We start from the raw sequence: 26,755 nt of genomic DNA, 5'->3' as shown, positions 1-26,755 counted from the left end.
CCCGTTCGTCGATGAGGAAACGCTCTCAATCACCGGGTGCCGCGCGCAGTCACGCACGCTCCCGTTCTCCAGGTGGAGCAGGCTCCACCTCAGTACCGAACGCTGCTCTGCAACAACGACGGATACACAGTCGACGCCTCGCCATCGACCGTCGTGCCGGCGAACTGCAGCATCGCCCTGGTCGCGCCATGCAACGGTGCGGGGTAGTTCAGGTCCGGCACGGAGATGTCGTTCAGGGCCTGGACCTGCTCGCTGGTGAGCGTGACCTCCTCGAGGTTGCTCTCCAGGTGCTCCAGCCGGCGCGCCCCGATGATCGGCACCGTCTTCTTGGCCTTGAGCCAAGCCAGCGACACAGCCGCCGCCGTGGTGTTCAGGTTGGCGGCGATCTCGTTCACGACGTCGATGACCTTGAACTCGTCCTCCGTGGGTCCTCCGACGAACTTGGCCCGTTCCGAGTCGCTGACCTGCACGTTCCGCCGGTACTTGCCCGACAGGAACCCGTTCTTCAGCGGACTCCACGGCACCAGCGCCATCCCCATGTCAGTGGCCATCGGCGCGATCTCCCCCTCCACCGTCCGCGCCAGCAGCGAGTACTCGACCTGCAACGCGATCAACGGCGTCCACCGGTTGAGCAGCGCCATCGTCTGCGCCTGGGCCGTGACCCAGGCAGGCGTGTTGGAGAACCCGATGTACCGGACCTTGCCCGATCCCACCAACTCGTCGAGCGTCTTGAGCGTCTCCTCGATCGGGGTGTTCCGATCCCAGTTGTGCATCCAGTAGAGGTCCAGGTAGTCCGTCCGCATCCGCCGCAACGTCTCGTGCAACTGGTCCCTGATGGCCTTTCGGCCGGCCCCGCCCCCGTTGGGATCGCCGGGGTGCATGTTGCCGAAGAACTTGCTGGCGAGCACCACCCGATCCCTGTTGCCGTGCGTGGCGAAGAAGTCGCCGAGGATCCGCTCCGAGTGCCCGTTGGTGTAGAAGTTGGCGGTGTCGATGAAGTTCCCGCCGCGGTCGAGGTAGGTGCGCAGGATCTTCTCGGACTCCTCGACGCTGCAGCCGGCGGCGCCTGGGTCCTCGCCGAACGTCATCGCGCCTAGTGCGAAGGGGCTTACCCGGAGTCCGGAGCGGCCTAGGGTTTCGTAGTGGTCGAGCGGCATCTTGCTGGCTCCTTGACGTCGTCTTGTTTGACGTCTTCGAGCCTGGTCTGTGGTGGTTTCTGGCGGTACGACGATCCGCTTTGGTTCTTGCCTGATCCTCTCTGGTTGCGGTGGGGTGGGGTGTCAACCGTGAGGTTGGCAACCCGGAGGACATCGGGCTGTCGAGATCGGTAGGCTGTCCCGGCGAGGGCTGCTAGCTCAATTGGCAGAGCAGGAGACTTTTAATCTTCGGGTTCAGGGTTCGAGTCCCTGGCGGCCCACTGAACGCCCAGGTCAACGGCCTGGGCGTTTCGCATGTCCGGAGCGCTGGCACACCTTTGGCACGCTTTACCCCTCTGACTCTCAAGCTGCGGCATCAGGCGGACCGTCGTCGACCTGGTCTTCTTCGCCCTTTTCAGCGTCCTGTTTCGGCTTGTCGAGCGCGCCCTCAAGAGCATCAGCAGCCCGCTTGTCCACCACCTTGCGGGCGAAGTAGACGTCCTGCGTCATCGAGGGCCGGGCATGGCCGAGCTGGTCCGCGACCAGTCGCGCGGAGAGTCCAGCCTCATCGAGGATGGTGGCCGCCGTCTTCCGGAAGACGTGCGAGGTGACCCACGCGAACTGTTCGCCGCCGCGAGCCTTGCGGAGGTCCCTCCGAGCGTTAGACGGATCACGCAGGCCTCCGAGGCTGCTCGGGAAAACCGGCCCGTTCGGGAACAGGGTCGCTGCATACCGCCGCTTCAACATGTCCAGCGCCCACCGAGGCAGCGGAAGCGTGCGCTCTCCAGCCTCCGTCTTCGTGGACTTCCGGATGAGCCCGATGCCCTTGGCCCGGATCACGGTGTAGTTCACCGCGACCGTGCCCGCCTCGAAGTCGACGTCCTCCCAGTAGACGGCCAGCGCCTCACCGATCCGGACACCGGTCGCCATCATGAAGCGCGACAGGTCAGGAAGGTCCCACTTCACCGCTTGCTCGTCCGACTCCAGCATTTCGAGCCACAAGAGCCGTTCTTCCAGCGTGAGTGCCCGCGGACTCTTCTTGCGCCCAGCCTCCAGCCGATCCGTCTCGCGGACCGGGTTGGTGTCGAGCGCTTTGTCCCTCACCGCGATGCGCAGCGCCCCGGAGAGCACCGATCGAGCCGTCTTAGCAGTATCGACGCTGACCGACCGCCACAACGCCTGAAGGAACGCGTCGATCCGAGCCACGGTCATCTCACGAATTCGCAGCTCACCAAGGCCAGGCAACACGTGCCGATCAAGAATGCTCCGGTAAGTGTCGACGCTGCCAGGTGACCTCTTGCCGGCATCGGCGAGCGCCTGAAACTTGCCGAACCACAGAGCGGCAGCTTCCTTGAACCGGCTGTCAGGCGTCAGCCCGTCACCGGCAGGTGCCTTTCTCTCAGCCAACGCCTTCTTGAGGTTCCTCTCCGCCTCAGCCTTGGTCTTCCCGCGCCGCTGCACCGGCCGCGTGTGGCCGTCGTAGTCGCGATAATTCGTCTGGGCGCGCCAGCCCTTTGCCTCTTGGTAGCAACGAATCGCGCCATAGGTGCCGATGTCGAGAGGTGGCCGTCCCATCAGGCAGCCTCCTCAAGCAGGTGCTCGAACCAGCTCCGCACCTCGGACGGCAGGTACCGCAAGTGCTTCCCCAAGCGCCGTGCGGGCGGGCCGTAGTTCTTCGTTCGCCAGCCGTAGAGCGTGTGGACCGGGATGTTCAGGAAGAGTGCAACGTCGCCGATTGTCCACAGTGGCTCAAACTGTTGTGCATCCATGATATTTCCCCCTAGATCAAGCAGCTTGTGGTGTTGCCGAACTCCCCGGCGGTCCGGCTGATGCGAGCAGCGCGGCCGTGTATTCGGCCTTCCACCTGCGGCGCTCTGCGACGGCGCTCAGAAGCAGGTGAGCCCTTGGCGGCACGTTCGGGTCACCGGGCTGCACGTTGTTCCATACGACCCGTTGGGCCTGGTCCTCAGGCTTGATCCCGACGTCCGCGAGCAGTTGCCGAACGAACGCCTTGCGGTCGTGCTTGTGGTCGGCGAGCGACTTCCCGGACCACTTGCGCGACACCAGGACGCGACGACCGGCGACGCCTAGCGTGGTTCGCTTGTGCGCCTTGCCCTTGCACTTGCCTGGAACCGTCGAGAGCCGAGCTCCGCGAGGCTGGACGCCGTAGAGCAGCCAGACAGGGCATTGCGGTGAGCAGGGCGTGACCGCGAGCTCAGCGCAGAGTCGTTCGGCGTGGTCTTCCTGCCGTGCCGTCTGCGCCTCAAAGCACTCGTTGATGCTCTTGGTCAGGTACTTCGTGAGGTAGCCGATGTGGCGGCCGGCTTCCTCAGTGCCGCCGAGGATGCCCTTGGAGTGGACTTGAATGCCGAATCGCGCGACGTGTGCCGGACGCTCGACCGCGTCAAGCGCGTCTTCCCAGGTAGGCAGGGCCCTTCGGGTCTGTGGATCAACGAAGCCCTTGGCCCGGACATCCCACACCGGCAGGTTGTCGCCGCTGTACTTGATCTCGTCGTGCGCAGGCCACCAGACCTGGTGGTAAGTGGCTTCAGCGACCGCCCGCAGCTCTGCACGGGAGATGCTCCCGCGGACCGCCGCGTGCCAGTGCGGAGCCAACCGCCGCTGCGGTTCGACGGCGGAGAAGTACTGAACCTCCCAGCCGACACAGCGACGAAGGTTCTGCACGAACCGGTCCAGCAGTGCCGCGAAGTGCACCGCGTCTCGCGCAGCCCGGCGGTAGTCATAGCTCGAGGCGTCGACGGGCGTTCCGTCGCTGCGGACCTTGCCGTAGGTGTCGAGGGTCAGCGTGAGGAACGTCGAGGGCTGGTACTTGCCTCCGAAGACCTTGCCGACCGTGCGCTTGCTGACCGGCCGACGAGGCAAGTTGGCCGCGTCCTGCCGCCGCTTGGTCGACCGCTTCCGGACCGCCTTGAGCGGAGCTTCCAGAGACGGGAGTGAACCGCGGACTCCGAGTTGCCGAAGTTCTTCGTCGACCTCGGCGACCTCTTCCCGCACTTCCTCAGCGCCAACCTCGTCGCCCTCATCGAGAGCCAGGCGGAAGGCCTTGACCAGGTCAGCCCGGTACGCGGCCAATCCGCGTTGATCGTCGTTTGGGGCGTTCGGCGTGAAGTCCGGCTCCTCAGTCAGGTGCCATCCCTCGCGGCACTGCGCCATCCGCAGGCGACGGTTCTTCTCTGCGCACGTGGGGCACACGCTGGCGACCGTCGAGCCGCACGGCACGGGCACGATGTCCACGCGTCCGGTGTCGAGGTCGATCCGTTCCTTGGCCAGCGGCCGGACGCAGACGCCGTGTTCTTCGGCGACAGCCCGAGCGACGTCGAGCGCGGCCGGCTGTTTCATCCGCTCCGAGCGGTTCAGGTACTCGGTCATGCTGCTGCGCTCCCCTCGGACAGTTCGGGGAACTCGTGCACGGTGGCGGGGGCGAGGTACGCGCCCAGCTCGACCAGGTCCGCATCCGTGACATGGAAGGCCCGTGCTCGGTCCGGTTCGCGCTGTCCGTCTTCCTTGAGCCAGGCGACACCGGGCGTGTTCTCACTGATCTCGTGAGCAGCCGCGCCACGTTGCCGAACACCATCACCAAGCACCATGTCCACCTGGACCGGCTCATCGAGTCGAAGCGCCACGCGGGTGGTGAACAGGTGCCGGAAGCCCACGATCTCCTTGCGCGGGTCCTGGACCAGGCCCACGACGGCGTAGCCGGGTGCGCGACCTTGCGAGGTGATCGTCTGGATGGCGCGCGTGGCACGTTCGCGGAGGTTTCGGTCCGACTGGTAGGCGATCAAGTCGGCCAGCTCGTCCACGATCAAGACCGTGAATGGCTCACCAGTGTTGCGCACCCAGAGTCGCCGGATGCCCCGGTATCGGGAGGCGCGTTCCTTGACCTCTGCGGCGATTTCTTCAAGCAGGGCAACAGCTTCCGGCCCGTTGTCATAGACGACTTTCTCGAACGCATCCGGGCACTGCCCCAGTTCCATGCCGCCCTTGGGATCGACGCCGACAAGGCGGACCACGCCGGCCTTGATGGCCGGGGCGAGCTGCCAGACGATCGACCAAAGCACGGAGCCCTTGCCCGCGCCGGGCACGCCGACCACGAGCACCTGCGAGCCGAGCAGCCTCAGCCGCCAAGCCTTCCCGGTCTCGGTGCGACCGACGACCACGCGTTTGAGATCAATCTCTCCAACCTCCGCGAGCGGCGGAACAGGAACCGGACGCGCGAGCGGATCAGAGTGGATGAAGTCGAGCTCAAGCACGCTCGGCCGCACCACGCGAACCCGGCAGGACCGGGCGTTGAACGAGTGCGCCAGGTTGTCCCGCCGCGCTTCCCACTGCTCTGGAGACTGCGCCGGGATCATCCGCACCCGTACCTTGTCCCGCCAGCCCTCAGACCGGACGCGGCGCAGCTTCGGGCGGTACTCCCTCCCGCGGCTGTCCTTCGTCAGCTCCGCGAGCCTCACCACCGTGCGCCACTGCGGCACGTAGACCGTCAAGCGCCGCCACTCCGTCAGGACGCGATACCAGCCGTGCCTCATAAACGAGTCTCGATCGAGGCCGTACCAGACGACCAGCACGCACACGAGAGACAGCAGGGCCAGGACCAGCGGCGAAAGCCCGAACTGGCGATAGCCAGCGTAGCTGCCGAGACCGGCGGTGACGGCGACCGGATACCGGACCGCGAGGAACACGAGCCTCACAGCGAGGCGACCAGTCAGCCACAGCAGAGCGAACGGTGCGAGCACAGCCTTGACCCAGCCGGGAAGCCATACCCACCAAGGGAACTGAGGACGTGCGCCCTCGAACGGCGCTGGGTCGATCCAACGGCTTCCATTCATCGCACACCGCCGAGGCACTTGATGCACTGGAAGACGCTGCCAACGCTCGGGATGCGCCCAACAGGCTGGAACGCGCCTGCGCCCGTGGTGCACTGCGCCTTGCAGGTCAGGCACTCGAAACCCTCGGCCTGTGCGGCGGTGAGTTCCAGCGTCTCCAAGGAGCCACCGTCGAGCATGACGACGTAGCTGGAGACGGTCTGCTTGCTGGCGATCATCCGATCCCACAGCAGTTGTTTCGTGGCCCTGTCTGGCGCAGGAATGCGCCCAGGCTCTACGCTCATCGTTGTTCACTCCCAGTTGGGTGGACAACGCAGGAGCGGCGAGGTTGGTAGCCGGGTTCCGCTCCTGCGTCTCACGTTCTCGTTGCGCCGCAACAAGATGTGCGGCATCGCCGCATGACCCAGCAGAGTCACGCGTTCTGTCTAAACAGGACTGATCTAGCGCTTGGAAGCCGGGATTTCCTCCCCCTTCTCGCGCTCACGGTTGGCCCAGTAGAGGGCTTCGTGGTGATGGCTGCGATCGGTCTCGGCGACCCGCGCGTAGACGGCGGCGGAGCGGAGGTAGTAGTCCCGCAGCACCGCAGGCGCGGCCTTCGGGTTGGGCATGAGCTTGCTCAGCACGTCGTGCGCCTCGCTCAGCGTCGTCACCTTCTCCGCGACGCCCCAGCTCATAGCGTCAACTGCGGACATCGCCCGCCTCCTCCGCGAGCGCGTGCCGCCCGTCCTGCCGAGCTGCCGATGCCTGAAGTGCCCGCCACGCCTGGTCAAGCACGTCCCGCAGCTGCGGGACGACGTCCCGGTCGATCACGAGCACTGCGGGGAAGGCGTTGCCGAGGCGAATCTCGATCCGATCGGCGAACGGCATCGCGAGAGGACGCATCGGCACGCCGGCGGTGAGATGGACACGCACCATGTCCGGCATCACGCCGCCTTAGCGGCTGGCTTGCTGACGACCGGCTTCATGCCAGACGCCCGCAGGCTGTAGCCCAGCTTCGCCCGGCACCGGTGACGCTCACCAGCGTGCGTGGCGCGGCAACCTTTGTCATCGATCCACGGCGTGACCGTCAGCCCCTCGAACAGCACGGGCCGCACGTCCGTTCCGGGGATAGCCTCCGGCGGCACCGGCTGGTGAGGCGCGGAGATCTTCACGGTGACCACTGCGTCTGTCTTGCGCTCCGCCGCCTGGTCGATCACCAGCACGGACCACACAAGGAGACCGGTCTCCTTGTCCTTCTCCTGCTCCACCGGCAGGCCCTTCGCCCGCTCGTCGGCGGACTGGAACTTGAGCACGGGCTCCACGCCCATCACGAGCGCGCCCCTGGGAAACACGAAGTCGTGACCCGCAGGGAGCCTGCTCCCACCTGTGATCGCCATCGTGGCTCTCCTGTCGTGTACGTCGTCCAGGCCCGTTGCCTGAAGTTCTCGACGACTACGACTTTCGGCTGAAAACGAGGACGGGAGCACCGCACAGCAGGACTTCTAGAGACGTCCCGGCTAACGTAAGACGTCCCTGACGTCCCCCAGGAAGCGATCATGGCGAACGAGCGACTACGAGATGCGTTGCTGCGCAACGGACTTACATACGAGCAGGTAGCGAAGGCCACAGGCGTCGACCAGAAGACCGTCGAGCGCTGGATTACGAAGGGCCGCGCGCCGTACCCGCGCCACCGCAACACCATCGCATCGATGGTCAAGGAGACCGAGACGTACCTCTGGCCAGACGCGGTTGCGCCGGAGAGGAAGGCCGAGATCACCGAGTCCGAGGTGGTCAAGCTCTACCCACACCGGAACTCGATCCCCGCGGACCTGTGGGACCACCTCATCACCAACGCCACTCAGCAGGTGGAGGTGCTAGTGCACGCCGGCATCTTCCTGGTGGAGCGGCCAACGTTCATGCGCGATCTCGCCAACAAGGCCGCGAACGGTGCACGCATCCGGCTGATCTTCGGCGATCCAGCCAGCCGCGAAGTCGCCAAGCGCAGCGACGAGGAGCAGCTTGGCAAGGGCACGCTCGGGTCCCGCATCCGCAACGCGCTGGCGTTCTACCGCCCGCTGATCGATGTGGATGGCGTGGAGATGCGCTTCCACAAGACGACGCTCTACAACTCGATCTTCCGCTTCGACGACGAGATGGTCGTAAACACACACGTCTACGGCTTCCAGGCCGCGCACGCCCCGGCGCTACATCTGCGTCGGCTCGCTGCGGGCGATCTCTTCGAGACCTACTCTGAAAGCTTCGAGCACGTCTGGAATCTGTCCAAGCCAGCAACGTTCTGAGGGAGCCACATGGCCCGCGTGGACTACTTCCACGACCCCAACGCCCCGAAAGCCAACAGTCTCCGGCCCGCTGTCAGCGCTTTCGTCCAAGACGACACAGGCCGGCTGCTGATGATTCGCCGCACAGACAACGACATGTACGCGATCCCTGGCGGCCAACAGGAAGCCGGAGAAACCCTGACCCAAGCGGCGATTCGAGAAGTTAAGGAGGAGACCGGGGTAGACATTGAGGTCACCGGATTGATCGGTCTCTACTCGAATCCCGATCATGTCATCGAATATGACGACGGTGAGATACGGCAAGAGTTTTCTATCTGTTTCCGAGCTCGCTTTCGTGGCGGCCATTTGACCATCAGCAGCGAATCCAAGGAGGTTCTCTGGGTTAAGCCGCAGCAGATCGACGAGCTGAACGTCCATCCTTCGATCAGGCTGCGGCTGCAACACGGATTCGAAGCTCGCTCCGAACCCTACTTCACCTAGAGCCGTTTACGAGAGCCTCAGCAGCCGAAAGACCAGGAGGGAGCAGTCGAACCATCCGCCCAGCAGCGTCGTAATCGATCATTCGCGCCTTGTGCATCGGCCGCAGCACGTCTCTGCGGAAGATTGCCACACTGGAATGCTCTAGCCACCGGACCAAGTCCGCTTCAGCGACGTCACCTGCTTCAGTGAGCATCAGCACAAGCGTTTGATTCTTCCACGTCATACCGGTACGCAATACGCGCTTCTTGTCACCATGCGCCCACACCCATGCGACCTCGCGCTCGATTAGGCCTTCAACAACGGCCGTGGCGTCCTCCGTAGTGAGCGTGTGCAGCAGCCTCACAAGTTCGGCTACGAGCCACTTAGCTGTATACAAAACGGCCGTGGCATCCATGTGATTCGGGTCAACATCTCCGCCCGCGTGACCAACCCCACGATTATTCCTGATGTCATATAGCCCGAGCATCATCCGGGGAATCAGGACGCGCGCAGATCCACTTGTCGAGGTTTTTGGATAGTTACTAGCCATCTTCCAGCAGGCGTCAGGAAAATTCGTCGGCTTACTTGCCCGAGCCGGATAAGCCCCTCCTTCCAGCCATCCAACACAGATGGTATAGACAGCCTCACACAACTTTCCGCCATTCAGCTCCGATGGCTCCCAGCGGCGTTCTCGATAGTTCTTCACAATCTCATTGAACGCCGACAACAGGTCGTCTCGCAGGGTGACAGGCAGAACCGAGAAGGCATCCTCGGGCGCGATTCCCATGTCAAACGTTCCCGCTATTCAGCATGCCTTGAACGTAGACAATGCCTTCGTTCGTTACCTTGTACGTCTTGTTGGCCTGCTTACTACTTCCTGACTTCGTCAGCTGTATGACACGCGGCGGCTTCTTCCTCATGTTCTGAGTAAGCGAGTCAGTAACGTTCGGCACGGTTTTACCGAGATTTTTCAACTCGATGTTGAGAAGCCGGGACGCCCACTGCCCTAGCCCCTTATGCACCTGCACCCAGTAGGCAGCCACCAAGGCCCTGTCTGACTCTGTTTTCGGCTGCGCTAGCGCGAACAACTCAGCAAAGTGCTCAAAGGCCGGCTCGTCCTCCATGACCTCCTCGCGAGAGACTGAAGCAGGTCCCTCTGCGATACCCGCCCCAACACCATTCCCGCTGACGGCCAGCTGTCTACCAGTCGGCAGAGGCACGGCGTATCGCTCAGCCGCCCACCTGAGGACACGACCCTTGGCAGCTTCGTCAAGATCAGCAATCGCCTCCGCAATCGCCGACATGGCGCCGATCTCTGGGTCAGTCATCAGGCAGTCCCCACAAGGTCGTCCACAAGACCAGCGAACGCCGAAATGCCATTCCCCTTCGCGCGCAGGCGCCGGCCCTGACCTGTACCTGTAATTACGTAGCCGTTAAGGGCCTTCATTTGCGCAGAAAAGTTGTTCAAGTCGTAGACCTTAAGTCGGTCACACTCAGCACGAATAACCTCTAGGGGAGTGTCACTCTCACCCAAGCCGAATCCGCGAGTGATCGCCAGAACTTGAGCGACGACCCGCGTCCGCTCGGCGTTGTTCTTACCGAGCTTGATACCAGCAATGCTGATCCTAGGACCATCGACGTCCAAATGGACGATACGTTCCAATTTCTCACGGTCGACACTGGTCTGCTGCACAACGAGGTCGTACATCTCGTTCTCAGTCACGCCCGGCGTTCCACTATCGTTCGCGTTCTCACCGTTCGAACGGCCAGCCTGCTCAGCAGTTGCATCGCCGTTGAGCTTCCCCGCCCTCGGCACAACGGCCAAACCGTTCCCTGTCGGCACGAGGAGTCGAACTGCCTCGCGGAACGCCACCTCGTGCATCACTTCGGGCAAGTCGGCTTCCTGCACGGCCGCCCACGCCTTCTTCAGCGTCTCGCTTACGTCCATTGCATCACTCCACTACTCCGAGGGCATCAGGCTACTTCTACCAATTTCATGATCGCAACATGACACACCGCGACCGTGCCATTGAAGCGGTCGAACTAAGGCAAGCCATGCCTGATCGCGTCACATAGCCGCAGCTCACCGCCATGCTCTGACGCCAGGCGTCCGCCCCGGACGGATGATCATTAATGGCACGATTGACATCAGCCATCTTGATGACTAGACCAATTGCGCCGCACGAGTCCGGTCATCATGAAGTCGCAGCTCAGGTGGTCAGAGGCACCGCAGGATGCAAGAGAGGGCAAATGGCTTGAGAGATTCGATCCATCAATGGGTCAGCAGCCCGCGTTCCCATCGCAGATCACCGCGTCATCTAGGCACAGCAGGGTAGCGGAGCACCCTGATGAGATCGCATCAGCACCCGACGGTGCTGTTCGGGCCAGCAACTTCATGATCGTTATTAGGCGGCGCCGAGACTTCAGATAGTTGCTGCCGAATTGGGCTCTACAGGATCAAGGCGCCGCCGCTGGCGGCGCGTCCCGGTCCCTCCGGCGAACAACATCCATCCCGGCACTCCCGGCATCCGCTTCGCTGCGCCGGTCGGCCGGGCGGCGCTGCGCGCCGTCCTCCGGCCTTGCCCCAACCGACGAGCCCACCCCATAGAACTGAGCCGTCCAGCAGCTCCCTACGAGCGCCAGCAGAGTCACCGGAGGCTGCTGGGCACGGCGCTCGACTGCCGCGACGGCTGCGCCGCCTTGCCACCGAATCGGGGCCAGGACGAAGCCGCGGGGACGCTCAACGAGCACTAGGCCGAGCCATCCCGACGCCGCGAGCATGACAACGGCCGGCGACGCTGCGTCAAGGCTGGAACGAGTACCTTGACCCAACGCCACCGGCCGCGTTCTAGGCTCAGTGTCGGGATGATGGCAGAGGTGTGGACGATCAGAGGACCAAGATCGACGGCACACTTTAGTCTCAGAAAACGATGGCAAAGATCGAGAAGCGACTGTCCACAGTGCTCAGTTCAAGACCGCATCCGTGCAGGTAGCGAGCACTGTCGGCGAAGATCAGCAAACAACGCCGACCGACTTCCGAAAATCTTCGGGTTCAGGGTTCGAGTCCCTGGCGGCCCACCAAACCCCCAGGTCACAGGCCTGGGGGTTTCGCATGTCGGAGCGCAGCGACGATGCCCTGACAGACTGCTCCCCATGAACTCCACCGGTCCGTCCGGCGCCGATGTCGAGTTGCAGTTTGTGCGCCTTCTCAAAGGTGAGGCGAGCCGCGACGAGGTCGACCGGTGGGCCGCTACCCAAATGGCTGATGACGTCGACATCGCCGACGACGCGGTCACAACTGCGGTCACACGACTCCACGGCGTTGATCTCCGCCACGGGCCCGACATGCCCTACTTGCACGACGACGAGCAGATAGCTGAGTGGCTGGCTGACTTCAGGGCGAGCGTCACCCCGACGCCGCCAGCATGACAACGGCCAGCGACGCTGCAGCGAGCCAAAATCGGGTGCAGGCATGGCTTTTCACTGAGTAGGGTGCGCGAGACCAAAGGGGGGTGCGGCATGACGAAGCTGAACCAGATCATCGCGGTGGAGAAGAGTGTCAAGGGAGGCACGCTTCGGGACCTCACCGACGCGCATCACGGGCTGCAGAAGCCCGCGCTGCTGGCCGGTATCTCCCGGACGTACCAGCCGTAGGACGAGGACGGCGAGGTGTTGCCGCCGGAGTCCACTCGCGTGCAGGTCAAGGCCGAGGACGTGCTGCGGAAGACCGCCGCGGTGATGACTCGGCTCTTCGACGTCACGGCTACCAAGGACTGGGCCAACTGCGTTGCGAAGGCTGATGTCGTCGTCGACGGGCAGACGTTGCTTCGCGATGTGCCCGTGTCGTACCTGCTCTTCCTCGAGAAGCAGCTGACCGACTTGCACACCTTCGTGAAGAAGCTGCCCCTGCTGGATGCGGCCGAGGACTGGAACTTCGACGAGTCCGCTGACTACTGGCGCACCGAGCAGGTCCGGACCATCCGCACCAAGAAGGTGCCGCGCAACCACGTCAAGGCCGAGGCCACGGAGAAGCACCCGGCTCAGGTCGAGGTGTACTACGAGGACATTCCGGTGGGCTACTGGAACACCGTGAAGTTCTCCGGTTCGCTGCCTGCCCGGCGGGTCAACGAACTCGTCGACCGGGTGGAGAAGTTGCAGCACGCGGTGAAGTTCGCCCGCGAGGAAGCCAACAACATGGAGATCACCGACCAGCGTGTTGGTGAGGTGGTCTTCGGCTACCTGTTTAGGTAGCGTCGACAGACTCCCCCGCTGGAGCGCGGGGGTTGCGCTCCCAATGGGAGCGTGAAAGCTGAAACTGAAACGTCAGCCTGAACCACTCGGTCACAGCGGGGGTTCGAATCCCTCTCCCGGCACCATCGCGCCGGGATAGCCCAAATGGCAGAGGCAGCCGGGATCAAGCTCAGACTCTCGCTCCAGGATCAGCATTTCCGCCGAACGCCAGATCGCCCGAGAACGGACAAGACTCGCCGAGGTGCAGGTTCAAATCCTGCTGGCCGCTTCATCATGCGGCCGTAGCTCAACGGCAGAGCGCGGCGACCTAAGGACTGATCCGACTCTTAAACGTCGCTGGTGTGCGCAAATGGGCGGCCAACCGGGGCCCTGGACTGGACATGTCCGGGGCCCCACCCGCGTTCAGGCGTCGGAGGCCGCAGCAGCCTGCTTCGGCAGCAGGGCCGCGACCACGATCGTCGCCGCAGCGAGAACGGTCGCGACCACGAAGGCCACCTTCATCCCGCTCAACTGCGCAGCCACCGCACCGGCACCGTCAGCGACCAACTGCCCAGTCCGCGCGGACATCACAGTCACCACCAGCGCAGTCCCCAAAGCCGCCGCCACCTGTTGCAAGGTGCCGAGGATCGAGCTGCCGTGCGGGTACATGTTCGGCGGGAGCGCGCCCATGCCGACGGTGAAGATCGGGGTGAACGTCGCCGCCAGGCTCACCATCAGCAGCGCGTGCAGGCCCAGCACCTGCCAGTACGGCATCGACATCGAGACCTGGGTGAACCCGGCGAGGGAGAGCACGATGCCGATCGATCCGGGCAGCACGAGCCGCCGGCTGCCGAAGCGGTCGTACAGCTTTCCGACTGTCGGTCCCAGCACGCCCATGGCCAGGCCACCCGGCATGAGCAGCAGACCGGTCTGCAACGGGGTCAGGCCGCGGAGGTTCTGCAGGTAGAGCGGCAGCAGGATCATCGAACCCATCATCGCCAGGAACGCGACGCACATGAGGGTCAGCGCCAGGGCGAACGTGCGGTGCTTGAGGGTTCGCAGGTCCATCAACGGGGCGCCGGTGCGCTGGAGCTTGAGCTGGCGGCGCACGAAGATCGCGATGGTCGCGGCGCCGGCGATGGTGATGCCGATGCTCGGGCCGAGGTTGGCGTCGCGTTCGCCGAACAGGCTCAGGCCGTAGACCAGGCCGCCGAAGCCGAGGGTGGCCGCGGCCGCGCTGAACCAGTCGATGTTGCTCACCTGCGGTTCGCCGATGTTGGTCAGCTGGCGCAGGCCGAAGTAGGTCACGGCACCCGCGATCGGCAGGACGGCCACGAACAGCAGGCGCCAGGAGCCCAGTTGCAGGATCAGGCCGGAGACGGCGGGGCCCAGTGCGGGGGCGACTGAGATCGCCAGCGTCACGTTGCCCATCACGCGGCCTCGGTCGTTTTCGGGCACGACGGTCATCAGCGTGGTCATGAGCAGCGGCATCATCACGGCCGTGCCCGCTGCCTGCACGATTCGGCCTAGCAGCAGCACGGTGAAGGTCGGCGCTGCGGCGGACAGGGCCGTTCCCGTCAGGAACACGCCCATCGCGATCGCGTAGCCCTGGCGGGTGGTGACCCGTTGCAGGAACCAGCCGGTCACCGGGATCACTGCGGCCATGGTGAGCATGAACGCGGTGGACACCCACTGCGCGGCCTGCTCGGTTACGTGCAACGACTCCATCAACCGCGGGATCGCGTTGATCATGAGCGTCTCGTTCAGGATCACGACGAACGTGGCCAGCACCAGCAGGCGGACCACCAGTGGTGTTCGGCCCGCTTGGGCGGTCGGTCGGTCTTGGATCGCAGCAGGCATGTCAGGACCTCACTAGGTTTCTGGCAGTCGCGTCGCGGCCAAGGCCGCCGGCGTCAACGTTCTTCGTGACACCGGTAGAGACCGGCAGATCTGGCGGAACTCATCGGTCTTGCTGAGTGTTCCGCAATCGCTGCGCCGTCTCACCCGATTTTCGCCGTTGGCGGACCGGGTCCTTGTCCGTCTAACAACTCGTCGAACGGCGAGGCCGCGAATCGACACTTGATCCGAAGGGATCTGAACAGCCCGGTACGAGGTCTTAGCTGACGGGCCTGCTCAGGGCTGTCGCTCCTCCGTAGACTCTGGTTGTGTCTGCAACCGACCGACCTAGACCTGCGCCCCTCAGCGAGTGCGTCGACGCTTACGACCTGCTCGAACAGATCCGGCTCAGACCTGGGGTGTGGGTTCGGGGTCGCCAGCTCCGAGAGCTCGAGACCACGCTCTGGGGTTATGGCATGGCCCTGGAAGTCCACGGCATCACTGAACCGTTCCCGTTCGGTCCTCGTGGCGGTTTCGGCGACTGGCTTTATGCCCGCTACGGCTGGCGCATGGCCAGCGGCTGGGCTTATGCCATCGAGGAGAACGCCGGCATGGACGACCCGCTCGACGTGTTCTTCCGGCTCGTCGGCGAGTACCGGGCCGCGGCTCACGCTGCCCCGCGACGGTGACGACGAGGCTCAGTCGACGACGGTGATGGCCACGTTGCCGCGTTTGTGGCCTGAGTCGACGTATCGGTGTGCCTCGGCGATCTGCGCCAGCGGATAGGTTCGGTCGACGACGACTCGCAGCTGCCCGGCTTCGATCAGGTCTCTGATCACGGGCAGCAGCGCGCGTTTGTTCACCGACATGCCGGTGACGACTCGCTTGTCAGCTAGCAAGGATGTGTACAGGGCCCACAGGTTGTTCGTGAGGCCCGTGGTGGGGATGTACTTGCCGTCTTTGCGCAGTGCGTGGCGCGCTTTGCTGAACGAGCTCTTCGTGACGGTGTCGAAGACGACGTCGTAGGAGTCGAGGTCGGCGGTGAAGTCGCGGGCGGTGTAGTCGATCACCTCGTCCGCGCCGAGGGACTGCACCAGGTCGACGTTGGCCGGGCCGCACACGCCGACTACCTCCGCGCCGAGGTGCTTGGCCAGTTGGACGGCGTAGGTGCCGATGCTGCCTGCGGCGCCGTTGATCAGCACGCGCTGGCCGGGGCGCGCCTTTGCCTTGTCGCGCAGGAAGAACAGTGCGGTCGAAGCGCCGTCCACTGCGGCGGCTGCCTCGGCGAACGTCAGGTTGGCCGGTTTCCTCGCCAGGGAACCGTTGGCCGGCAGGCGGACGTATTCGGCGTGGCCGCCCACTGCGAAGCCGGTGAAGCCGAAGACCTCGTCGCCTGGGCGGAAGCCGGTCACGGCCGGGCCGGTCGACTCGACCACGCCGGACACCTCCAGGCCCAGGGTCCGGAGTCTTCGGCGCGGGCGGCGGAGGCCGAGGATCACGCGGCCCCACAACGGTTCGCCGCGGCGCATCGCGGTTTCCGCCGACGTCACGGTGGTGGCGTGGACCTTGATCAGGACGTCCCCTGCGCGCAGGACGGGTAGTGGTGCGTCGACGACCTGGACGACGTCGGGATGGCCGAACCTCGTGTGCACGGCGGCTCTCATGGGGTGACGGTAGGGCTGCTGCGACTGTTTGCACCTGGACGGATTCGCTAATCAGGGAGAAAGCAGGGCGCTCCCCTAAGGGGCCTCAGACCGTGGTCCGACAACGAGGCTCGGACCGCGGGCCGATCCGCCGCAGTCGCAACGCTGGCAGCTTTTCAGCCATGACGTACAAGTTCCCGAACGGGTGGGTGGGCGGCACGGCGCTGGTGCTCGGGCCGGTGTTGTTGCTGGTGGGCACGTTGTTGAGGGCGCCTTTCAACTTCTTCTTCCCAGACCAGTTGCTGGCCGTGGCCGAGCATCCGACGCTGGTCAAGGCGGCCTACACGGCGTTCTTGGCGGGGAACGTGGTGATGTGGCCGGCGGTGGCGGTGCTCGCCCAGGAGATCGGGGTGCGCAGGCCTGGGTGGGCCGCGTGGGCCGGCGTGCTGGTGACAGTGGGGCTGTTCGAGCGGACGTTTCACGCCGGGGTGGATCAGGCGGCGTTCAGCGCTACCAGTCAACTGGGTGTTCAGGGAGCCACGGATCTGGTGGCGCGCGGGTACCAGGACCTGCACCTGTTCAGCTTCCTGTCCTTCACGATCATGTTCGGCTGGTTCGTGCTGGCCATCGCCGCCTACCTCGGCGGAGTGCTGAAGGCGCCCTGGGCGGTCGCGTTGGGGTGCATGGGGTTGCTGCCGCTCGGGGTGTTGAAGGGCACCGAGCTGTTGTCGATCGTGGGGACGGTCGGGTTGTGCGTCGCGTTGGTGCCGTTGGGGATTCGGACCCTCAGGAGGCAGCCGCGGCCCAGCAGGCGGAGCGTCATCACGGCGGTGCCGGTGGCGGTCGGGCTAGGGGCGCTCGCGCTGCTCAGCTCGCTTGGTTGAGAGCGGCCAGGTGAACCAGAGGCCCGCGAAGACGGCGAACGCGATCACGCCCACGACGATGGACGGCCAGCCGCCGATGATCACCTCGGCCAGCAGGAGGACGGTGCCGGTCATGGCCAGCGCCAGGAAGGCCAGGCCGATCAGGGCGAACGTGTTGCCGGAGGTGACCACGTCCTCCCGGCGGCCCTGGCGGAAGAGGACGCGGTGCCAGGCGGCCGGGGCGGTCAGGAAGGCGACCGCGATGGCGGCGCAGAGGACCGTGACCAGGTGAGTGACGCGGATGTAGGCGCCGACGGACGAGTACTTCTCGGTGAACGCGATCGAGAGCAGGAAGCCGAACAGGATCTGCACGCCTGCCTGGGCCACCCGTAGTTCTTGCAGCAGCTCGTTGACGTTGCGGGCGAGCCTGCGTTGGTCGGATTCCTCGGCTTCACTCACGTCATCCACGTACCCGCTGAGGGCCGGTTGAAACTCCGTTCGTGTCCCAGAAATGGCGGAGTGCGGCCATCAGGACTAAGCAGTGATCCATGAAGACGTTTGCAGCTGTGGTCGGTGCCGCGCTCTTGTTGACGGCAACCAGCGGTGTGGCGCACGCGGCCAATACGGCGGTCACGTTCGGGGCGTTCGGGAGCTACAGCCCGACGGCTGAGGCTGTCACGTACGACGCGGCCAAGGTGCCGGACAAGGCCAAGGTGACCGTGGTGTCGGTGCCGACGATCAGCGGCGGCACGACCGTGTTGTTGAAGCTCAACGGATTGCTGCCGCATCGGGCGTACGGGGCGCACGTGCACGTGAAGAAGTGCGGTGCGGCGCCGGCTGATTCGGGACCGCACTTCCAGCACGTCGTGGATCCGGTGCAGCCGTCGGTCGATCCGGCGTATGCCAACCCCGGCAACGAGATCTGGCTCGACGTCCACACCGACGGCAACGGGTTCGCCTACACCTCGTCCACTGTGGACTGGCAGTTCACCGACCGGCACGCGCAATCTGTGGTGCTGCACAACGAACACACGCACACGAAGCCCGGTGAAGCCGGAACCGCCGGGCCGCGGCTAGCTTGCGTAAACGTGGACTTCTAGCGGTTGATCACAAAGAAATCAGTGACGAACGCGACCGGGTCGCCCGCGGTGTTGCGGCCGACCCAGGTCGGGTAGACACCGTCGCCCCAGCCCGTGGAGAACGCGACGACGTTCAGGCCGGAGTGGGGGTCGGTGACGTTGGCCGGACCGCGGCCGCCGCCCACCGCGCCGAGGGCGTCGATCAGGTCGCAGTTGCCCACCTCGTCGTCGGCGGCCAGGCGATCCAGGGCGTCGGCAGCGGAGAGGTCGAAGAACGCGCCGGTGCTCGACTTCACGTCGTAGCCGAACTCCGGCATCACCGGCAGCATCGGCACGTGCTCGCCCGGCACCACGGCCGGCCGCCACGAGTAAGCGGGCTCGTCCTTCACCGTCACCTTGGCGGCGGCCACGCGGTAGCCCTGCCGCAGGTCGGGGAAGCCGTCGCCGTCGATCCACGAAACCAGGGAGACCGACACCGGGTACGTGCCCGGCTCGACCGTCTCGGTGAACGCCTCCGCGTCTTCCGGCCACAGCACGAACGGGTCGGCCGCGACGAGTCTGCCGGTCGGCAGGGCCAGTTCACCCACCTGCTGCACGTTGACGACCTGCTGTTCGCCGCCGCCGGTCGGCTTGCCGACCGGTCCGTCGACGAAGAACCGCTCGAACCCGGTCCTGATCAGTTCAACCGCCCCCACGCCTCACCTCACGTCTCAACGGGCATCGTGGCAGAAGGCTCTTGAACCCGATCGGGGCACTGCCATGCTTCGCGTCATGGGGACGATCGAAGTGGTGCTGGGCGACATCACGGACCAGAACGTGGAGGCGATCGTCGTCGCCGCACGGGCGGGAAGGCCGGGCCATGCGATCGCGTGCGACCGGACGTCCGGGCCGTTCGTGATCCACACGGCAGCTCCTGCCTGGTTCAACGGTCGCGGCGGAGAGGACGAGGAGCTCTCGGACTGCTACGCGAACTCGCTGGTCGTGGCGGAAGAACTCGAGGTCGGGAGCATCGCGTTCGGCCCCATCGCGACGGACTTCCCGACGGAGGTGGCCGCGGAGATCGCGACCACGGCGATCCGGTCGTTGCCGATCATCGACACGATCCGGCTCGTCGCGCCCGACCAGGAGACCTGCGACGCGCTCAGGACGAACCTGGTCAAGCCGATCGTCGAGCTTTGCCCGACCTGCGGGGCGAAGGCGCGGCCGATCGCGTACGGGCGGAGGACCGGTGGCGTCTGGCAGGCCGCTAGTGCCGGGCTGGTGGTGATGTACGGCTGCCTGGTGCGGGGTGACGGCACGGATCCGTACTGGGAGTGCACGGCCGACAACGAGCACCGGTGGACGAACGGTGAACGTGACGAACGCCGCACCCAGATCGCGATCGAGGAAGCCATCGCGGTCACGCTTGGTGAAGATCACCCTGTTCACCCGGCGTGAAAGTGCACGCCGAGTGGGCACGACGGTGCCACGCTTCAGGCATGGGGACGATCGAGGTGGTGCTGGGCGACATCACGACCGAGGCCGTGGACGCGATCGTCACGGCCGCGAACGAGTCGCTGATGGGCGGAGGTGGCGTCGACGGCGCGATTCACCGCGCTGCCGGGCCACGGCTCGCGGCGGCCGGCGCGGAGCTGGCTCCGTGTGAGCAGGGACAGGCGGTGGCGACTCCCGCGTTCGACCTCGCCCCGGTCCGCTACGTGATCCACACGGTGGGACCGGTCTGGGAGGGCGGGGGTCACGGCGAGGACCAGGTGCTGACCGACTGCTACCTGCACTCGCTGCGACTGGCGGTCGAACTCGGCGTCGGCAGCATCGCCTTCCCCGCCATCGCGACCGGGGTCTACGGCTTCCCGGTGCCCAGAGCGGCGGAGATCGCGGTACGGGCCGTGCGGTCGTTGCCGATCATCGACCGGATCCGGCTGGTCGCGTTCGACCGGGAGACCTACGACGCACTCACGCGGTGTGCGGGGTCGTGACGGTCACGCTCGGTGAAGATCGCGGCTGGTCAGTGCCGTAACCTGAGGGGCGTGTCCGTTCCAGCCACCCTCAAAATCGGCCCGTACGCCGTCGATCCGCCCGTTGTGCTCGCCCCCATGGCCGGCATCACCAACGTGGCGTTCCGGCAGCTGTGCCGTCGCTACGGGGCCGGGCTGTACGTGTGCGAGATGATCACGGCGCGGGCGCTGGTCGAGCGCGACCCCATGACGATGCACATGATCACGTTCGACGAGGGCGAGAGCCCGCGGTCGATGCAGTTGTACGGCGTCGACCCCCGCAACGTCGGCGAGGCCACGAAGATGATCGTGGACGAGAACCTCGCCGACCACATGGACATGAACTTCGGCTGCCCGGTGCCCAAGGTGACGCGCAAGGGCGGCGGGGCGGCGTTGCCGTACAAGCGGGAGCTCTTCCGGCAGATCGTGCGGGCTGCGGTGCGCAACGCCGGAGACATGCCGGTCACCGTCAAGTTCCGCATCGGCATCGACGACGACCACCTGACGTACCTCGACGCGGGACGTATCGCGCAGGACGAGGGTGCACAGGCCGTTGCGCTGCACGCGCGCACGGCCTCGCAGCGCTACTCCGGCAAGGCTGACTGGACGGCCATCGCGCGCCTCAAAGAGGCCGTGACCAGCATTCCCGTGCTGGGCAACGGCGACATCTTCAGCGCTCAGGACGCGCTCGACATGGTCGCCGAGACCGGCTGCGACGGCGTGGTCGTCGGGCGCGGGTGCCTCGGGCGGCCGTGGTTGTTCCGCGACCTGCAGGCGGCGTTCCGGGGCGAGGAGATCCCCGAAGGCCCGAACCTCGGGGAGGTCGCCGAGGTCCTGCGCACGCACGCCGAGCTCCTCGCCGCCCACGACGGCGAGCACAAGGGCCTGCGCGACCTGCGCAAACACATGGCCTGGTACTGGCACGGCTTCCCGGTCGGCGGCGACACACGGCGGGCGTTCGCGATGGTGTCGAGCCTGCAGGAGCTGGACGACCTGATCGGCACGCTCGACAAGACCGTGCCGTTCCCCGAGAACGCCGAGGGGCCGCGCGGCAGGCAGGGATCGTCGGCGAAGGTCGTGCTTCCCGAAGGGTGGCTGGACGATCCGGAGGACGCCACGGTGCCCGCCGGCGCGGACGTGATGCATTCCGGTGGCTGAACGGGTCGCGGTTCTGCTCGCCTCGCTCGCGCTGCTCGTGGGCTGCACCGGCCCGGTCGCGGGCACCGCTCGCCCGGTCCAGCTGACCGACGACGACCGCACGAAGTTCAAGCAGTTCTACGAACGCCTCAACAAGGCGGGCGACGAGGGTGCGTCCCAGCAGCAGACGCTGTTGAAGGACACGCAGCATCCGGACTTCCGGCAGAAAACGTGCGAACTGCGCGGCGCGACGATCAAGGTCGAGCCGACCTGGTCGACCCTTCGGATCGACGCCGACTGGGCACCCCCTGGTGAGAAGGCGCATCCGCGTGGCCACGTCTACGTACTCGCCGTCACGGTCACGCTGCGCCAGGACGACCAGGTGATCGGCAGCCAGATCGGATCACTGCACGTCGTCATGCTCGACGACCAGGTGTACGGGTTCGCGCCCTGCCTCGGTGGCTGAGCGGGTTGTTGATCACTTTCGCTCACTAGTTCGGAGCAGCTAACGGTCAACCGGACGGGGGAAATCCCGCCCCCACGCGTCCTTCTAGCTCAAGCGCCGCCTCTTATGGGACGACACCTGGCAAGTAAGGAGGTGACCGCGATGACCGCGCTGCAACCCGAGATCGCAGAGACCCAGCAGGCCGACGCCAGCGTCGACCAGCAGGGGGCCAGGCTGGTCGGGCTGCACGAATCCATCGCGGCGTTGCTCGCCTCCCGCGGCCAGTGGCGGCAGGCCTACCAGCACCTGCGCTCCGCTCTCGACCTGGTGTACGCCGACCAGGACGAGGAGCCGCAGGTTCCCGAACAGCTGCGCCGCGAGGTCGACCGGCTGCGCCGGGAGCACGCGGAGGCCCGCGAACAGAGCCTGCGCGACAGCCTCACCGACTCCTACAACCGCCGGTACCTCGACCAGCGGCTGATCGGCCTGCTGACCGAGCACGGCACGCGCCGCGACGGGCTCGCCATCGCGTTGATCGACCTCGACTGGTTCAAGCAGGTCAACGACACCTTCGGCCACCTGCTCGGTGACCGGGTGCTGCAGCGCGTGGTGGAACTGCTGCAGCTGGACCTGCCGGAGGACGCGTTCTGCGCCCGCTACGGCGGCGAGGAGTTCGTGCTCGTGCTGCCTCGGGTGGACGCGGCCAGCGCCGTGGAGATCGCCGAAGCGGCCCGGGAACGTGTCGAGCGTCACCCGTGGCAGGAGATCGCGCCGGGGCTGCGCGTGACGGTCAGCGCGGGCCTCGCCTACGAGCCGCCCGCCGAGGTGGCCCCTGATCGTCCGGCTGTCGGGGCGGAGCAACAGCTGCTGCGGGCCGACAGTCTGCTGTACACGGCCAAGCAGTCGGGTCGCAACGCGGTGGCGTACCGTGCGGATGGCCGGGTGCGCCTTGCAGGCGCAGCGGCGGGGCGGCGGGCCATCGCCGAGACACGTGTTCTCGGTTACTACTGAGTGAGCCAGCTCACCCGTTCAGGGCAAGCGGACTGCGCGTAATCGCGTATAGATCGCAGGCGTATCACCCGGAGTGGTCGTCAGAAGTCGGCTACATCCGTAGTATCGCGGGCGCAACTGACACGCCGGTGATGCAACCCTTGTGTCCCGGTCGTCGTCACTTCGTAATGACGAACCGCTTTTCTGCTTCTGACCCAGAAGGGAGATTGGGTGCCCGACGACCCCCGACGTGGCGGCCCCTCTTCCCGTGGTGATCAGGATCCCCAGCACCAAGACCAGCCGACCGGCCGTAGACGTCGCTCGATGGAAGGCTCTGGGGGCCTGAGCGTCTCGGACCTCATCGAGCAGCACAGCAGGACGAACATCCCCCGACCCGTCCCGCCAGGCTCGCCCGACGCTTCCACTACAGGCAGGCGTGCCCTGCCCGACTCACCTCCTCCCACCGGCAGGCGTGCCCTGCCGGACCCGCAGCCACCTCGCCCCGGCGTGGACCCGCGGCAGCAGCCGCCCGCAGCTCACCGTCCTGGTGAGCAGACGGGTACGCGCCCGCGGCCACCGATGGGTGAGCAAGCGCCACCGCAGAACTTCACCGGCGAGCAGACCGGCAGGCGCCGCAGGGCGGACCTCCCGGCCGAGCAGACCGGCACCCGGCCCAGGCCGGCCCAGAATCCTGCGCAGAACCCGGCCCAGGGGCCGGTGCAGAGTCCCGTGCAGAACGGCGCCTACGCGCCCGGTGAGCAGACTGGCCAGCGACCGCGTCCGGCACCTGGTGAGCAGACCGGGCCGCGCCCGGCGCCACGTCCGGTGCCTGGCGAGCAGACCGGTCAGCGACCGCGTCCGGTTCCTGGTGAGCAGACCGGCCCACGTCCGGCTCCCGCCGACCAGACGGGTCAGCGGCCACGTCCAGCGCCAGGTGAGCAGACCGGCCCACGCCCGGCTCCCGCCGACCAGACCGGTCAGCGGCCACATCCGGCGCCCGGTGAGCAGACCGGCCAGCGCCCACGGCCCGACGCGACTGGAATGCAGCGGCGGCCGGTTCCCGGCGAGCCGACCGGCACGGTCCGGCGGCCGGCACCCGGCGAGATGGGTCCCAACGGCGCGCCGCGCAGGCTCGCCCCCGGAGACGCACCTTCTGCCAACGGCATCCCGCGCCCGCCGGCACCCGGCGACGCGACGTCCAACGGCATGCCCCGCCCGCCGGCCCCCGGCGACGCTTCTAATGGCATGCCACGCCCACCGGCGCCCGGCGACGGGTCGAACGGCATCTCGCGGGCCCTGGCAGGCGAGGCGACGTCCAACGGCATGCCGCGCCCACCAGCGCCCGGCGACCCGCGGCGGATGCCTCCTGGTGACGCCCCGTCGTCGAACGGCGTTCCGCGCCGTCCGGGTGGAGCGCCAGACGCCAACGGCACGCTGCGCCGACCCGGTCCCGACGGTGCGCCAGACGCCAACGGCACACTGCGCCGACCCGACGGTGCACCCGAAGCTGGCGGCACGCTCCGCCGACCCGGACCCGACGGTGCACCCGACGCCAACGGCACATTGCGCCGGCCCGACGGTGCACCCGACGCCAACGGCACACTGCGCCGGCCCGACGGTCCACCCGAGGCGAGCGGCACGTTGCGCCGCCCAGCACCCGACGGTGCGCCGCGCAGGCTCGCGCCCGGCGACGCACCCTCCTCCAACGGCATCCCGCGCCCGCCGGCACCCGGCGACGCGACGTCGAACGGCATGCCGCGTCCCCCAGGCGGGACGCCCGACGCTGCCCCACGGCGGCTCCTGCCCGGTGACGCGCCGTCCTCGACCAGCATTCCGCGCCCTCCCGCGCTCCCGAACGGGGACATGACCGGCAGGCACCCCATGCCGTCCCGCGCGGAGTCCAGCGGACCCCGGCCCATGCCTCCCCAGGCCGTCATCGCCAACCGGCTCGGTGGCGCCCCCGCCGAAGAGGCCGAGGCGCCCGGACCCGAGGCCACCCAGATCGCCCCGGCGGCGGGTGTGGCCAAGGTCGAGACGCGCGACGAGATGGGCCCCACGTGTCTCACCACCGAGATGGAGGCCATCGGCGACGACGTCAAGAAGCGTCGCGAGGTCGACCACACGCTTGCCCGGTTCTCCGCGGTGCACGACGAACTGCTCGAGCAGGAGCGCCAGCGCAAGGAGCGGCGCTCCAAGCTCATGCCGTGGGTGAAGGACGGGGACGAGGAGAACGTGGAGGCGACCCAGTTCGCCGACCCGGTTCTGCTCGGTGAGGAGGACGACGAGCCCAAGGTCGTCGGTCGCACGCCCCAGCAACGCAAGCTCATGCGTGGAGCCAAGATCGGCGCCATCGCGGCCGCGGCCGTGGTGTTCGCGTCGACCGGCATCGGCTGGGCCGCGATGCAGTGGGCCGACTCGAAGATCCAGAAGATCGACGCGCTCGGTGGCAACTCGCAGGCCGTGCAGCAGGCGGAGAAGCAGCTCGGCGACGAGAACTTCCTGCTCGTCGGCTCGGACACCCGCGCGGGCGCGAAGGCCGGCGACAACGTCGGCACGCAGGCCCAGCAGGGTGGTGCGCGCTCGGACGTGATCATGCTCGCGCACATCCCCGCCGACCGTAAGCGCATGGTCGTCGTGTCCCTGCCGCGCGACGTGCGGGTCGACCGGCCCGCGTGCCGCAGCTGGAACCCGGACAACGGCCAGTACGGCGGCCCTCTGGCGGCCGCGGACGCAGTCATGGCGAACAGCGTCTACAACGACGGTGGACCCGAGTGCGTGGCCAACATGATGACCCAGATGTCCGGCCTCAAGATCAACCACTTCGTGAGCATCGACTTCGTCGGGTTCCGCGAGATGTCCACGGCGATCGGCGGGGTGCAGATCTGCACGCCCACCGCGATCAAGGACGAAGAGCTCGGCGTCGTCATCGACAAGCCCGGCAAGCACACGCTGCAGGGCGACCAGGCGCTGCAGTACGTGCGCGCCCGCAAGGTCGCCGGCGACGGCGGCACCGACTTCGACCGCATCAAGCGGCAGCAGCAGTTCCTGTCGGCGATGCTTCGTCAGGCGTTGTCGAACGAGGTGCTGCTGAGCCCGACCAAGCTCAACAACTTCATCAACGCGCTCACGAAGTCCACCGTCGGCGACAACATCGGCGTGGCCTCGCTGCTGGAGCTCGCGAACTCGTTGCAGAGCCTCGATGCCGGCCGCGTCTCGTTCGTCACGATGCCGCACTGGACCGACGAGGGTCCCACGAAGTCGAACAACGACAACATCGAGCGGTTGAAGGACGACGACGTCAAGTCGCTGTTCCAGACGATCATCGACGGAACGCCGCTGCCGCAGGAGAAGCCGACCGAGCCGAAGCCCGGCGAGACCCCCACGCCGGCCAAGCCCGGTTCGATCGTCGACCCCAAGGGCGTCACCGTCCAGGTCGTCAACGGCGATCCGACCAACGGTGGCGCGGCGGGTCGCACGGTGACCGCGTTGCAGGAAAACGGATTCAAGGTCGTCAAGGTCGGTGATGCGCCGAAGGAGGCGAAGACCACCATCAAGTTCGCGAAGGGGCGTGAGGACTGGGCGGCGACGCTCAGGGCCGCGGTGCCCAGCGCGGAACTGGTGGAGGCACCCGAGATGGGTGGCGCGGTCCTGCTGACCCTCGGCTCGAACTTCGACGACAAGGTCGTGGCACCGGGTGGCACCCAGGCCGGTAACCAGGGACAAGCCGGAAATGATCTGTCCATTGTGAACGCGGCACAGGACCCCTGCGCGAAGTGATTCGCCTGGGGTTCACCTCGGGTTCATCCTGGCATGTCGC

Annotated in this window: 31 protein-coding genes and 1 tRNA gene; 15 read left to right on the top strand and 17 right to left on the bottom strand. The window is 66.4% G+C overall.

Translation table 11 applies throughout. From position 1 onward, the window contains the following. Positions 1-89 precede the first annotated feature (89 nt). Entirely contained in the window at positions 90-1,157 is a 1,068-nt protein-coding gene (locus ACIA8G_RS24370) for an aldo/keto reductase (RefSeq protein ID WP_396420960.1), read from the bottom strand. Positions 1,158-1,344: 187 nt separating this feature from the next. On the opposite strand from ACIA8G_RS24370, the gene ACIA8G_RS24365 reads away from it, so the two are divergent. Further along, positions 1,345-1,417, top strand: a tRNA-Lys gene (locus tag ACIA8G_RS24365). An 82-nt stretch (positions 1,418-1,499) separates the two neighbouring features. Here ACIA8G_RS24365 and ACIA8G_RS24360 read toward each other — a convergent pair. The 8 genes from ACIA8G_RS24360 to ACIA8G_RS24325 all read right to left on the bottom strand — a co-directional run bounded on the left by ACIA8G_RS24360 (position 1,500) and on the right by ACIA8G_RS24325 (position 7,359). Next, complete coding sequence (locus tag ACIA8G_RS24360) at positions 1,500-2,711, bottom strand: tyrosine-type recombinase/integrase (protein ID WP_396420958.1); 1,212 nt, start codon at positions 2,709-2,711, stop codon at positions 1,500-1,502. After that, positions 2,711-2,905 carry a helix-turn-helix domain-containing protein gene (locus tag ACIA8G_RS24355; RefSeq protein ID WP_396420957.1) on the bottom strand — a complete coding sequence of 65 codons (195 nt, stop codon included), beginning with the start codon at positions 2,903-2,905 and terminating at the stop codon, positions 2,711-2,713. Before ACIA8G_RS24355 ends, ACIA8G_RS24360 begins: the two co-directional genes overlap by 1 nt. 16 nt (positions 2,906-2,921) lie before the next feature. Further along, complete coding sequence (locus tag ACIA8G_RS24350; protein ID WP_396420956.1) at positions 2,922-4,526, bottom strand: replication initiator; 1,605 nt, start codon at positions 4,524-4,526, stop codon at positions 2,922-2,924. Continuing rightward, entirely contained in the window at positions 4,523-5,893 is a 1,371-nt protein-coding gene (locus ACIA8G_RS24345; RefSeq protein ID WP_396420955.1) for an FtsK/SpoIIIE domain-containing protein, read from the bottom strand. Before ACIA8G_RS24345 ends, ACIA8G_RS24350 begins: the two co-directional genes overlap by 4 nt. Before the next feature lie 89 nt (positions 5,894-5,982). Further along, a complete protein-coding gene (locus ACIA8G_RS24340; RefSeq protein WP_396420954.1) occupies positions 5,983-6,201 on the bottom strand; it encodes a hypothetical protein in 219 nt (72 codons plus the stop codon). 222 nt (positions 6,202-6,423) lie between these two features. Then, entirely contained in the window at positions 6,424-6,675 is a 252-nt protein-coding gene (locus tag ACIA8G_RS24335) for an AMED_5909 family protein (protein WP_359842814.1), read from the bottom strand. Then, entirely contained in the window at positions 6,662-6,898 is a 237-nt protein-coding gene (locus ACIA8G_RS24330; protein ID WP_359842812.1) for a hypothetical protein, read from the bottom strand. Before ACIA8G_RS24330 ends, ACIA8G_RS24335 begins: the two co-directional genes overlap by 14 nt. Positions 6,899-6,906: 8 nt before the next feature. After that, complete coding sequence (locus ACIA8G_RS24325; protein ID WP_112275217.1) at positions 6,907-7,359, bottom strand: hypothetical protein; 453 nt, start codon at positions 7,357-7,359, stop codon at positions 6,907-6,909. Between the two features lie 159 nt (positions 7,360-7,518). On the opposite strand from ACIA8G_RS24325, the gene ACIA8G_RS24320 reads away from it, so the two are divergent. Continuing rightward, a complete protein-coding gene (locus ACIA8G_RS24320; RefSeq protein WP_396420953.1) occupies positions 7,519-8,262 on the top strand; it encodes a DUF5919 domain-containing protein in 744 nt (247 codons plus the stop codon). Positions 8,263-8,271: 9 nt separating this feature from the next. Continuing rightward, the gene (locus ACIA8G_RS24315; protein ID WP_396420952.1) at positions 8,272-8,742 is read left to right on the top strand and encodes an NUDIX hydrolase; all 471 of its coding nucleotides are present in this window, start codon (positions 8,272-8,274) and stop codon (positions 8,740-8,742) included. Here ACIA8G_RS24315 and ACIA8G_RS24310 read toward each other — a convergent pair. Genes ACIA8G_RS24310 through ACIA8G_RS24300 form a run of 3 tightly spaced genes read right to left on the bottom strand, consistent with a single transcriptional unit; the run spans position 8,735 to position 10,669 of the window. Then, positions 8,735-9,508 (bottom strand): hypothetical protein, encoded by a 774-nt coding sequence (locus tag ACIA8G_RS24310; protein ID WP_396420951.1) that lies wholly within the window; start codon positions 9,506-9,508, stop codon positions 8,735-8,737. The two genes, ACIA8G_RS24315 and ACIA8G_RS24310, sit on opposite strands and share 8 nt — an antisense overlap. Position 9,509: 1 nt before the next feature. Next, complete coding sequence (locus ACIA8G_RS24305) at positions 9,510-10,049, bottom strand: hypothetical protein (protein WP_396420950.1); 540 nt, start codon at positions 10,047-10,049, stop codon at positions 9,510-9,512. Further along, positions 10,049-10,669: a hypothetical protein gene (locus tag ACIA8G_RS24300; RefSeq protein WP_396420949.1), complete on the bottom strand. Its 621-nt coding sequence runs from the start codon at positions 10,667-10,669 to the stop codon at positions 10,049-10,051. The genes ACIA8G_RS24305 and ACIA8G_RS24300 overlap by 1 nt, the downstream gene beginning before the upstream one ends. A 1,205-nt stretch (positions 10,670-11,874) precedes the next feature. Here ACIA8G_RS24300 and ACIA8G_RS24295 point away from each other — a divergent pair. The 3 genes from ACIA8G_RS24295 to ACIA8G_RS24285 all read left to right on the top strand — a co-directional run bounded on the left by ACIA8G_RS24295 (position 11,875) and on the right by ACIA8G_RS24285 (position 12,972). Continuing rightward, positions 11,875-12,150: a hypothetical protein gene (locus tag ACIA8G_RS24295; RefSeq protein WP_396420948.1), complete on the top strand. Its 276-nt coding sequence runs from the start codon at positions 11,875-11,877 to the stop codon at positions 12,148-12,150. Between the two features lie 90 nt (positions 12,151-12,240). After that, on the top strand, positions 12,241-12,375 hold the full coding sequence (locus tag ACIA8G_RS24290) for a hypothetical protein (RefSeq protein ID WP_396420947.1): 135 nt from the start codon (positions 12,241-12,243) through the stop codon (positions 12,373-12,375). A 15-nt stretch (positions 12,376-12,390) separates the two neighbouring features. Further along, positions 12,391-12,972 carry a hypothetical protein gene (locus tag ACIA8G_RS24285; RefSeq protein WP_396420946.1) on the top strand — a complete coding sequence of 194 codons (582 nt, stop codon included), beginning with the start codon at positions 12,391-12,393 and terminating at the stop codon, positions 12,970-12,972. 402 nt (positions 12,973-13,374) lie between these two features. On the opposite strand, the gene ACIA8G_RS24280 is transcribed toward ACIA8G_RS24285, so the two are convergent. After that, complete coding sequence (locus ACIA8G_RS24280; RefSeq protein WP_396420945.1) at positions 13,375-14,811, bottom strand: MDR family MFS transporter; 1,437 nt, start codon at positions 14,809-14,811, stop codon at positions 13,375-13,377. A 452-nt stretch (positions 14,812-15,263) separates the two neighbouring features. On the opposite strand from ACIA8G_RS24280, the gene ACIA8G_RS24275 reads away from it, so the two are divergent. Beyond that, positions 15,264-15,476: a hypothetical protein gene (locus ACIA8G_RS24275; RefSeq protein ID WP_396420944.1), complete on the top strand. Its 213-nt coding sequence runs from the start codon at positions 15,264-15,266 to the stop codon at positions 15,474-15,476. A 9-nt stretch (positions 15,477-15,485) separates the two neighbouring features. Here the strand turns inward: ACIA8G_RS24275 and ACIA8G_RS24270 are convergent, their stop codons facing one another. Continuing rightward, positions 15,486-16,451 carry an NAD(P)-dependent alcohol dehydrogenase gene (locus ACIA8G_RS24270; RefSeq protein ID WP_396420943.1) on the bottom strand — a complete coding sequence of 322 codons (966 nt, stop codon included), beginning with the start codon at positions 16,449-16,451 and terminating at the stop codon, positions 15,486-15,488. A 161-nt stretch (positions 16,452-16,612) separates the two neighbouring features. On the opposite strand from ACIA8G_RS24270, the gene ACIA8G_RS24265 reads away from it, so the two are divergent. Continuing rightward, complete coding sequence (locus ACIA8G_RS24265) at positions 16,613-17,314, top strand: hypothetical protein (protein ID WP_396420942.1); 702 nt, start codon at positions 16,613-16,615, stop codon at positions 17,312-17,314. On the opposite strand, the gene ACIA8G_RS24260 is transcribed toward ACIA8G_RS24265, so the two are convergent. Then, complete coding sequence (locus tag ACIA8G_RS24260; RefSeq protein WP_396420941.1) at positions 17,279-17,752, bottom strand: DUF6328 family protein; 474 nt, start codon at positions 17,750-17,752, stop codon at positions 17,279-17,281. The genes ACIA8G_RS24265 and ACIA8G_RS24260 overlap by 36 nt on opposite strands. 89 nt (positions 17,753-17,841) lie before the next feature. Between ACIA8G_RS24260 and ACIA8G_RS24255 the strand changes: the two genes are divergently transcribed. Then, complete coding sequence (locus ACIA8G_RS24255) at positions 17,842-18,393, top strand: superoxide dismutase (protein WP_396420940.1); 552 nt, start codon at positions 17,842-17,844, stop codon at positions 18,391-18,393. Here ACIA8G_RS24255 and ACIA8G_RS24250 read toward each other — a convergent pair. Next, the gene (locus ACIA8G_RS24250) at positions 18,390-19,067 is read right to left on the bottom strand and encodes a DUF4241 domain-containing protein (protein WP_396420939.1); all 678 of its coding nucleotides are present in this window, start codon (positions 19,065-19,067) and stop codon (positions 18,390-18,392) included. The two genes, ACIA8G_RS24255 and ACIA8G_RS24250, sit on opposite strands and share 4 nt — an antisense overlap. Before the next feature lie 76 nt (positions 19,068-19,143). On the opposite strand from ACIA8G_RS24250, the gene ACIA8G_RS24245 reads away from it, so the two are divergent. From ACIA8G_RS24245 to ACIA8G_RS24225, 5 genes are all read left to right on the top strand, one after another. Next, positions 19,144-19,809 (top strand): macro domain-containing protein, encoded by a 666-nt coding sequence (locus ACIA8G_RS24245; RefSeq protein WP_396420938.1) that lies wholly within the window; start codon positions 19,144-19,146, stop codon positions 19,807-19,809. A 41-nt stretch (positions 19,810-19,850) separates the two neighbouring features. After that, positions 19,851-20,348 (top strand): macro domain-containing protein, encoded by a 498-nt coding sequence (locus ACIA8G_RS24240; RefSeq protein ID WP_396420937.1) that lies wholly within the window; start codon positions 19,851-19,853, stop codon positions 20,346-20,348. A gap of 51 nt (positions 20,349-20,399) precedes the next feature. Beyond that, complete coding sequence (dusB, locus tag ACIA8G_RS24235; protein WP_396420936.1) at positions 20,400-21,524, top strand: tRNA dihydrouridine synthase DusB; 1,125 nt, start codon at positions 20,400-20,402, stop codon at positions 21,522-21,524. Beyond that, positions 21,517-21,969, top strand: coding sequence for a hypothetical protein (locus tag ACIA8G_RS24230; RefSeq protein WP_396420935.1), 453 nt, complete (start codon positions 21,517-21,519; stop codon positions 21,967-21,969). The genes dusB and ACIA8G_RS24230 overlap by 8 nt, the downstream gene beginning before the upstream one ends. 141 nt (positions 21,970-22,110) lie before the next feature. After that, positions 22,111-22,959 carry a GGDEF domain-containing protein gene (locus ACIA8G_RS24225; protein WP_396420934.1) on the top strand — a complete coding sequence of 283 codons (849 nt, stop codon included), beginning with the start codon at positions 22,111-22,113 and terminating at the stop codon, positions 22,957-22,959. 429 nt (positions 22,960-23,388) lie between these two features. Here the strand turns inward: ACIA8G_RS24225 and ACIA8G_RS24220 are convergent, their stop codons facing one another. Continuing rightward, the gene (locus ACIA8G_RS24220) at positions 23,389-23,928 is read right to left on the bottom strand and encodes a hypothetical protein (RefSeq protein WP_396420933.1); all 540 of its coding nucleotides are present in this window, start codon (positions 23,926-23,928) and stop codon (positions 23,389-23,391) included. 255 nt (positions 23,929-24,183) lie between these two features. Between ACIA8G_RS24220 and ACIA8G_RS24215 the strand changes: the two genes are divergently transcribed. After that, on the top strand, positions 24,184-26,715 hold the full coding sequence (locus ACIA8G_RS24215) for an LCP family protein (protein ID WP_396420932.1): 2,532 nt from the start codon (positions 24,184-24,186) through the stop codon (positions 26,713-26,715). Positions 26,716-26,755 lie beyond the last annotated feature (40 nt).

Origin of the sequence: Lentzea sp. NPDC051213 (assembly GCF_044455585.1) — a bacterium.
Classification (GTDB): Bacteria; Actinomycetota; Actinomycetes; order Mycobacteriales; family Pseudonocardiaceae; genus Lentzea.
Note: the sequence above shows the minus strand (reverse complement) of the source record. Positions and strands in the feature narration are given on the sequence as shown.

Coding starts and splice junctions, on each gene's coding strand:
- ACIA8G_RS24370 (WP_396420960.1), bottom strand. CDS start 1,157: ATGCCGCTCGACCACTACGAAACCCTAGGCCGCTCCGGACTCCGGGTA.
- ACIA8G_RS24360 (WP_396420958.1), bottom strand. CDS start 2,711: ATGGGACGGCCACCTCTCGACATCGGCACCTATGGCGCGATTCGTTGC.
- ACIA8G_RS24355 (WP_396420957.1), bottom strand. CDS start 2,905: ATGGATGCACAACAGTTTGAGCCACTGTGGACAATCGGCGACGTTGCA.
- ACIA8G_RS24350 (WP_396420956.1), bottom strand. CDS start 4,526: ATGACCGAGTACCTGAACCGCTCGGAGCGGATGAAACAGCCGGCCGCG.
- ACIA8G_RS24340 (WP_396420954.1), bottom strand. CDS start 6,201: ATGATCGCCAGCAAGCAGACCGTCTCCAGCTACGTCGTCATGCTCGAC.
- ACIA8G_RS24335 (WP_359842814.1), bottom strand. CDS start 6,675: ATGTCCGCAGTTGACGCTATGAGCTGGGGCGTCGCGGAGAAGGTGACG.
- ACIA8G_RS24330 (WP_359842812.1), bottom strand. CDS start 6,898: ATGGTGCGTGTCCATCTCACCGCCGGCGTGCCGATGCGTCCTCTCGCG.
- ACIA8G_RS24325 (WP_112275217.1), bottom strand. CDS start 7,359: ATGGCGATCACAGGTGGGAGCAGGCTCCCTGCGGGTCACGACTTCGTG.
- ACIA8G_RS24320 (WP_396420953.1), top strand. CDS start 7,519: ATGGCGAACGAGCGACTACGAGATGCGTTGCTGCGCAACGGACTTACA.
- ACIA8G_RS24315 (WP_396420952.1), top strand. CDS start 8,272: ATGGCCCGCGTGGACTACTTCCACGACCCCAACGCCCCGAAAGCCAAC.
- ACIA8G_RS24310 (WP_396420951.1), bottom strand. CDS start 9,508: ATGGGAATCGCGCCCGAGGATGCCTTCTCGGTTCTGCCTGTCACCCTG.
- ACIA8G_RS24305 (WP_396420950.1), bottom strand. CDS start 10,049: ATGACTGACCCAGAGATCGGCGCCATGTCGGCGATTGCGGAGGCGATT.
- ACIA8G_RS24300 (WP_396420949.1), bottom strand. CDS start 10,669: ATGGACGTAAGCGAGACGCTGAAGAAGGCGTGGGCGGCCGTGCAGGAA.
- ACIA8G_RS24295 (WP_396420948.1), top strand. CDS start 11,875: ATGAACTCCACCGGTCCGTCCGGCGCCGATGTCGAGTTGCAGTTTGTG.
- ACIA8G_RS24290 (WP_396420947.1), top strand. CDS start 12,241: ATGACGAAGCTGAACCAGATCATCGCGGTGGAGAAGAGTGTCAAGGGA.
- ACIA8G_RS24280 (WP_396420945.1), bottom strand. CDS start 14,811: ATGCCTGCTGCGATCCAAGACCGACCGACCGCCCAAGCGGGCCGAACA.
- ACIA8G_RS24275 (WP_396420944.1), top strand. CDS start 15,264: ATGGCCCTGGAAGTCCACGGCATCACTGAACCGTTCCCGTTCGGTCCT.
- ACIA8G_RS24270 (WP_396420943.1), bottom strand. CDS start 16,451: ATGAGAGCCGCCGTGCACACGAGGTTCGGCCATCCCGACGTCGTCCAG.
- ACIA8G_RS24265 (WP_396420942.1), top strand. CDS start 16,613: ATGACGTACAAGTTCCCGAACGGGTGGGTGGGCGGCACGGCGCTGGTG.
- ACIA8G_RS24255 (WP_396420940.1), top strand. CDS start 17,842: ATGAAGACGTTTGCAGCTGTGGTCGGTGCCGCGCTCTTGTTGACGGCA.
- ACIA8G_RS24245 (WP_396420938.1), top strand. CDS start 19,144: ATGGGGACGATCGAAGTGGTGCTGGGCGACATCACGGACCAGAACGTG.
- ACIA8G_RS24240 (WP_396420937.1), top strand. CDS start 19,851: ATGGGGACGATCGAGGTGGTGCTGGGCGACATCACGACCGAGGCCGTG.
- ACIA8G_RS24225 (WP_396420934.1), top strand. CDS start 22,111: ATGACCGCGCTGCAACCCGAGATCGCAGAGACCCAGCAGGCCGACGCC.
- ACIA8G_RS24220 (WP_396420933.1), bottom strand. CDS start 23,928: ATGTGGCCGCTGACCGGTCTGGTCGGCGGGAGCCGGGCGTGGGCCGGT.
- ACIA8G_RS24215 (WP_396420932.1), top strand. CDS start 24,184: ATGCCACGCCCACCGGCGCCCGGCGACGGGTCGAACGGCATCTCGCGG.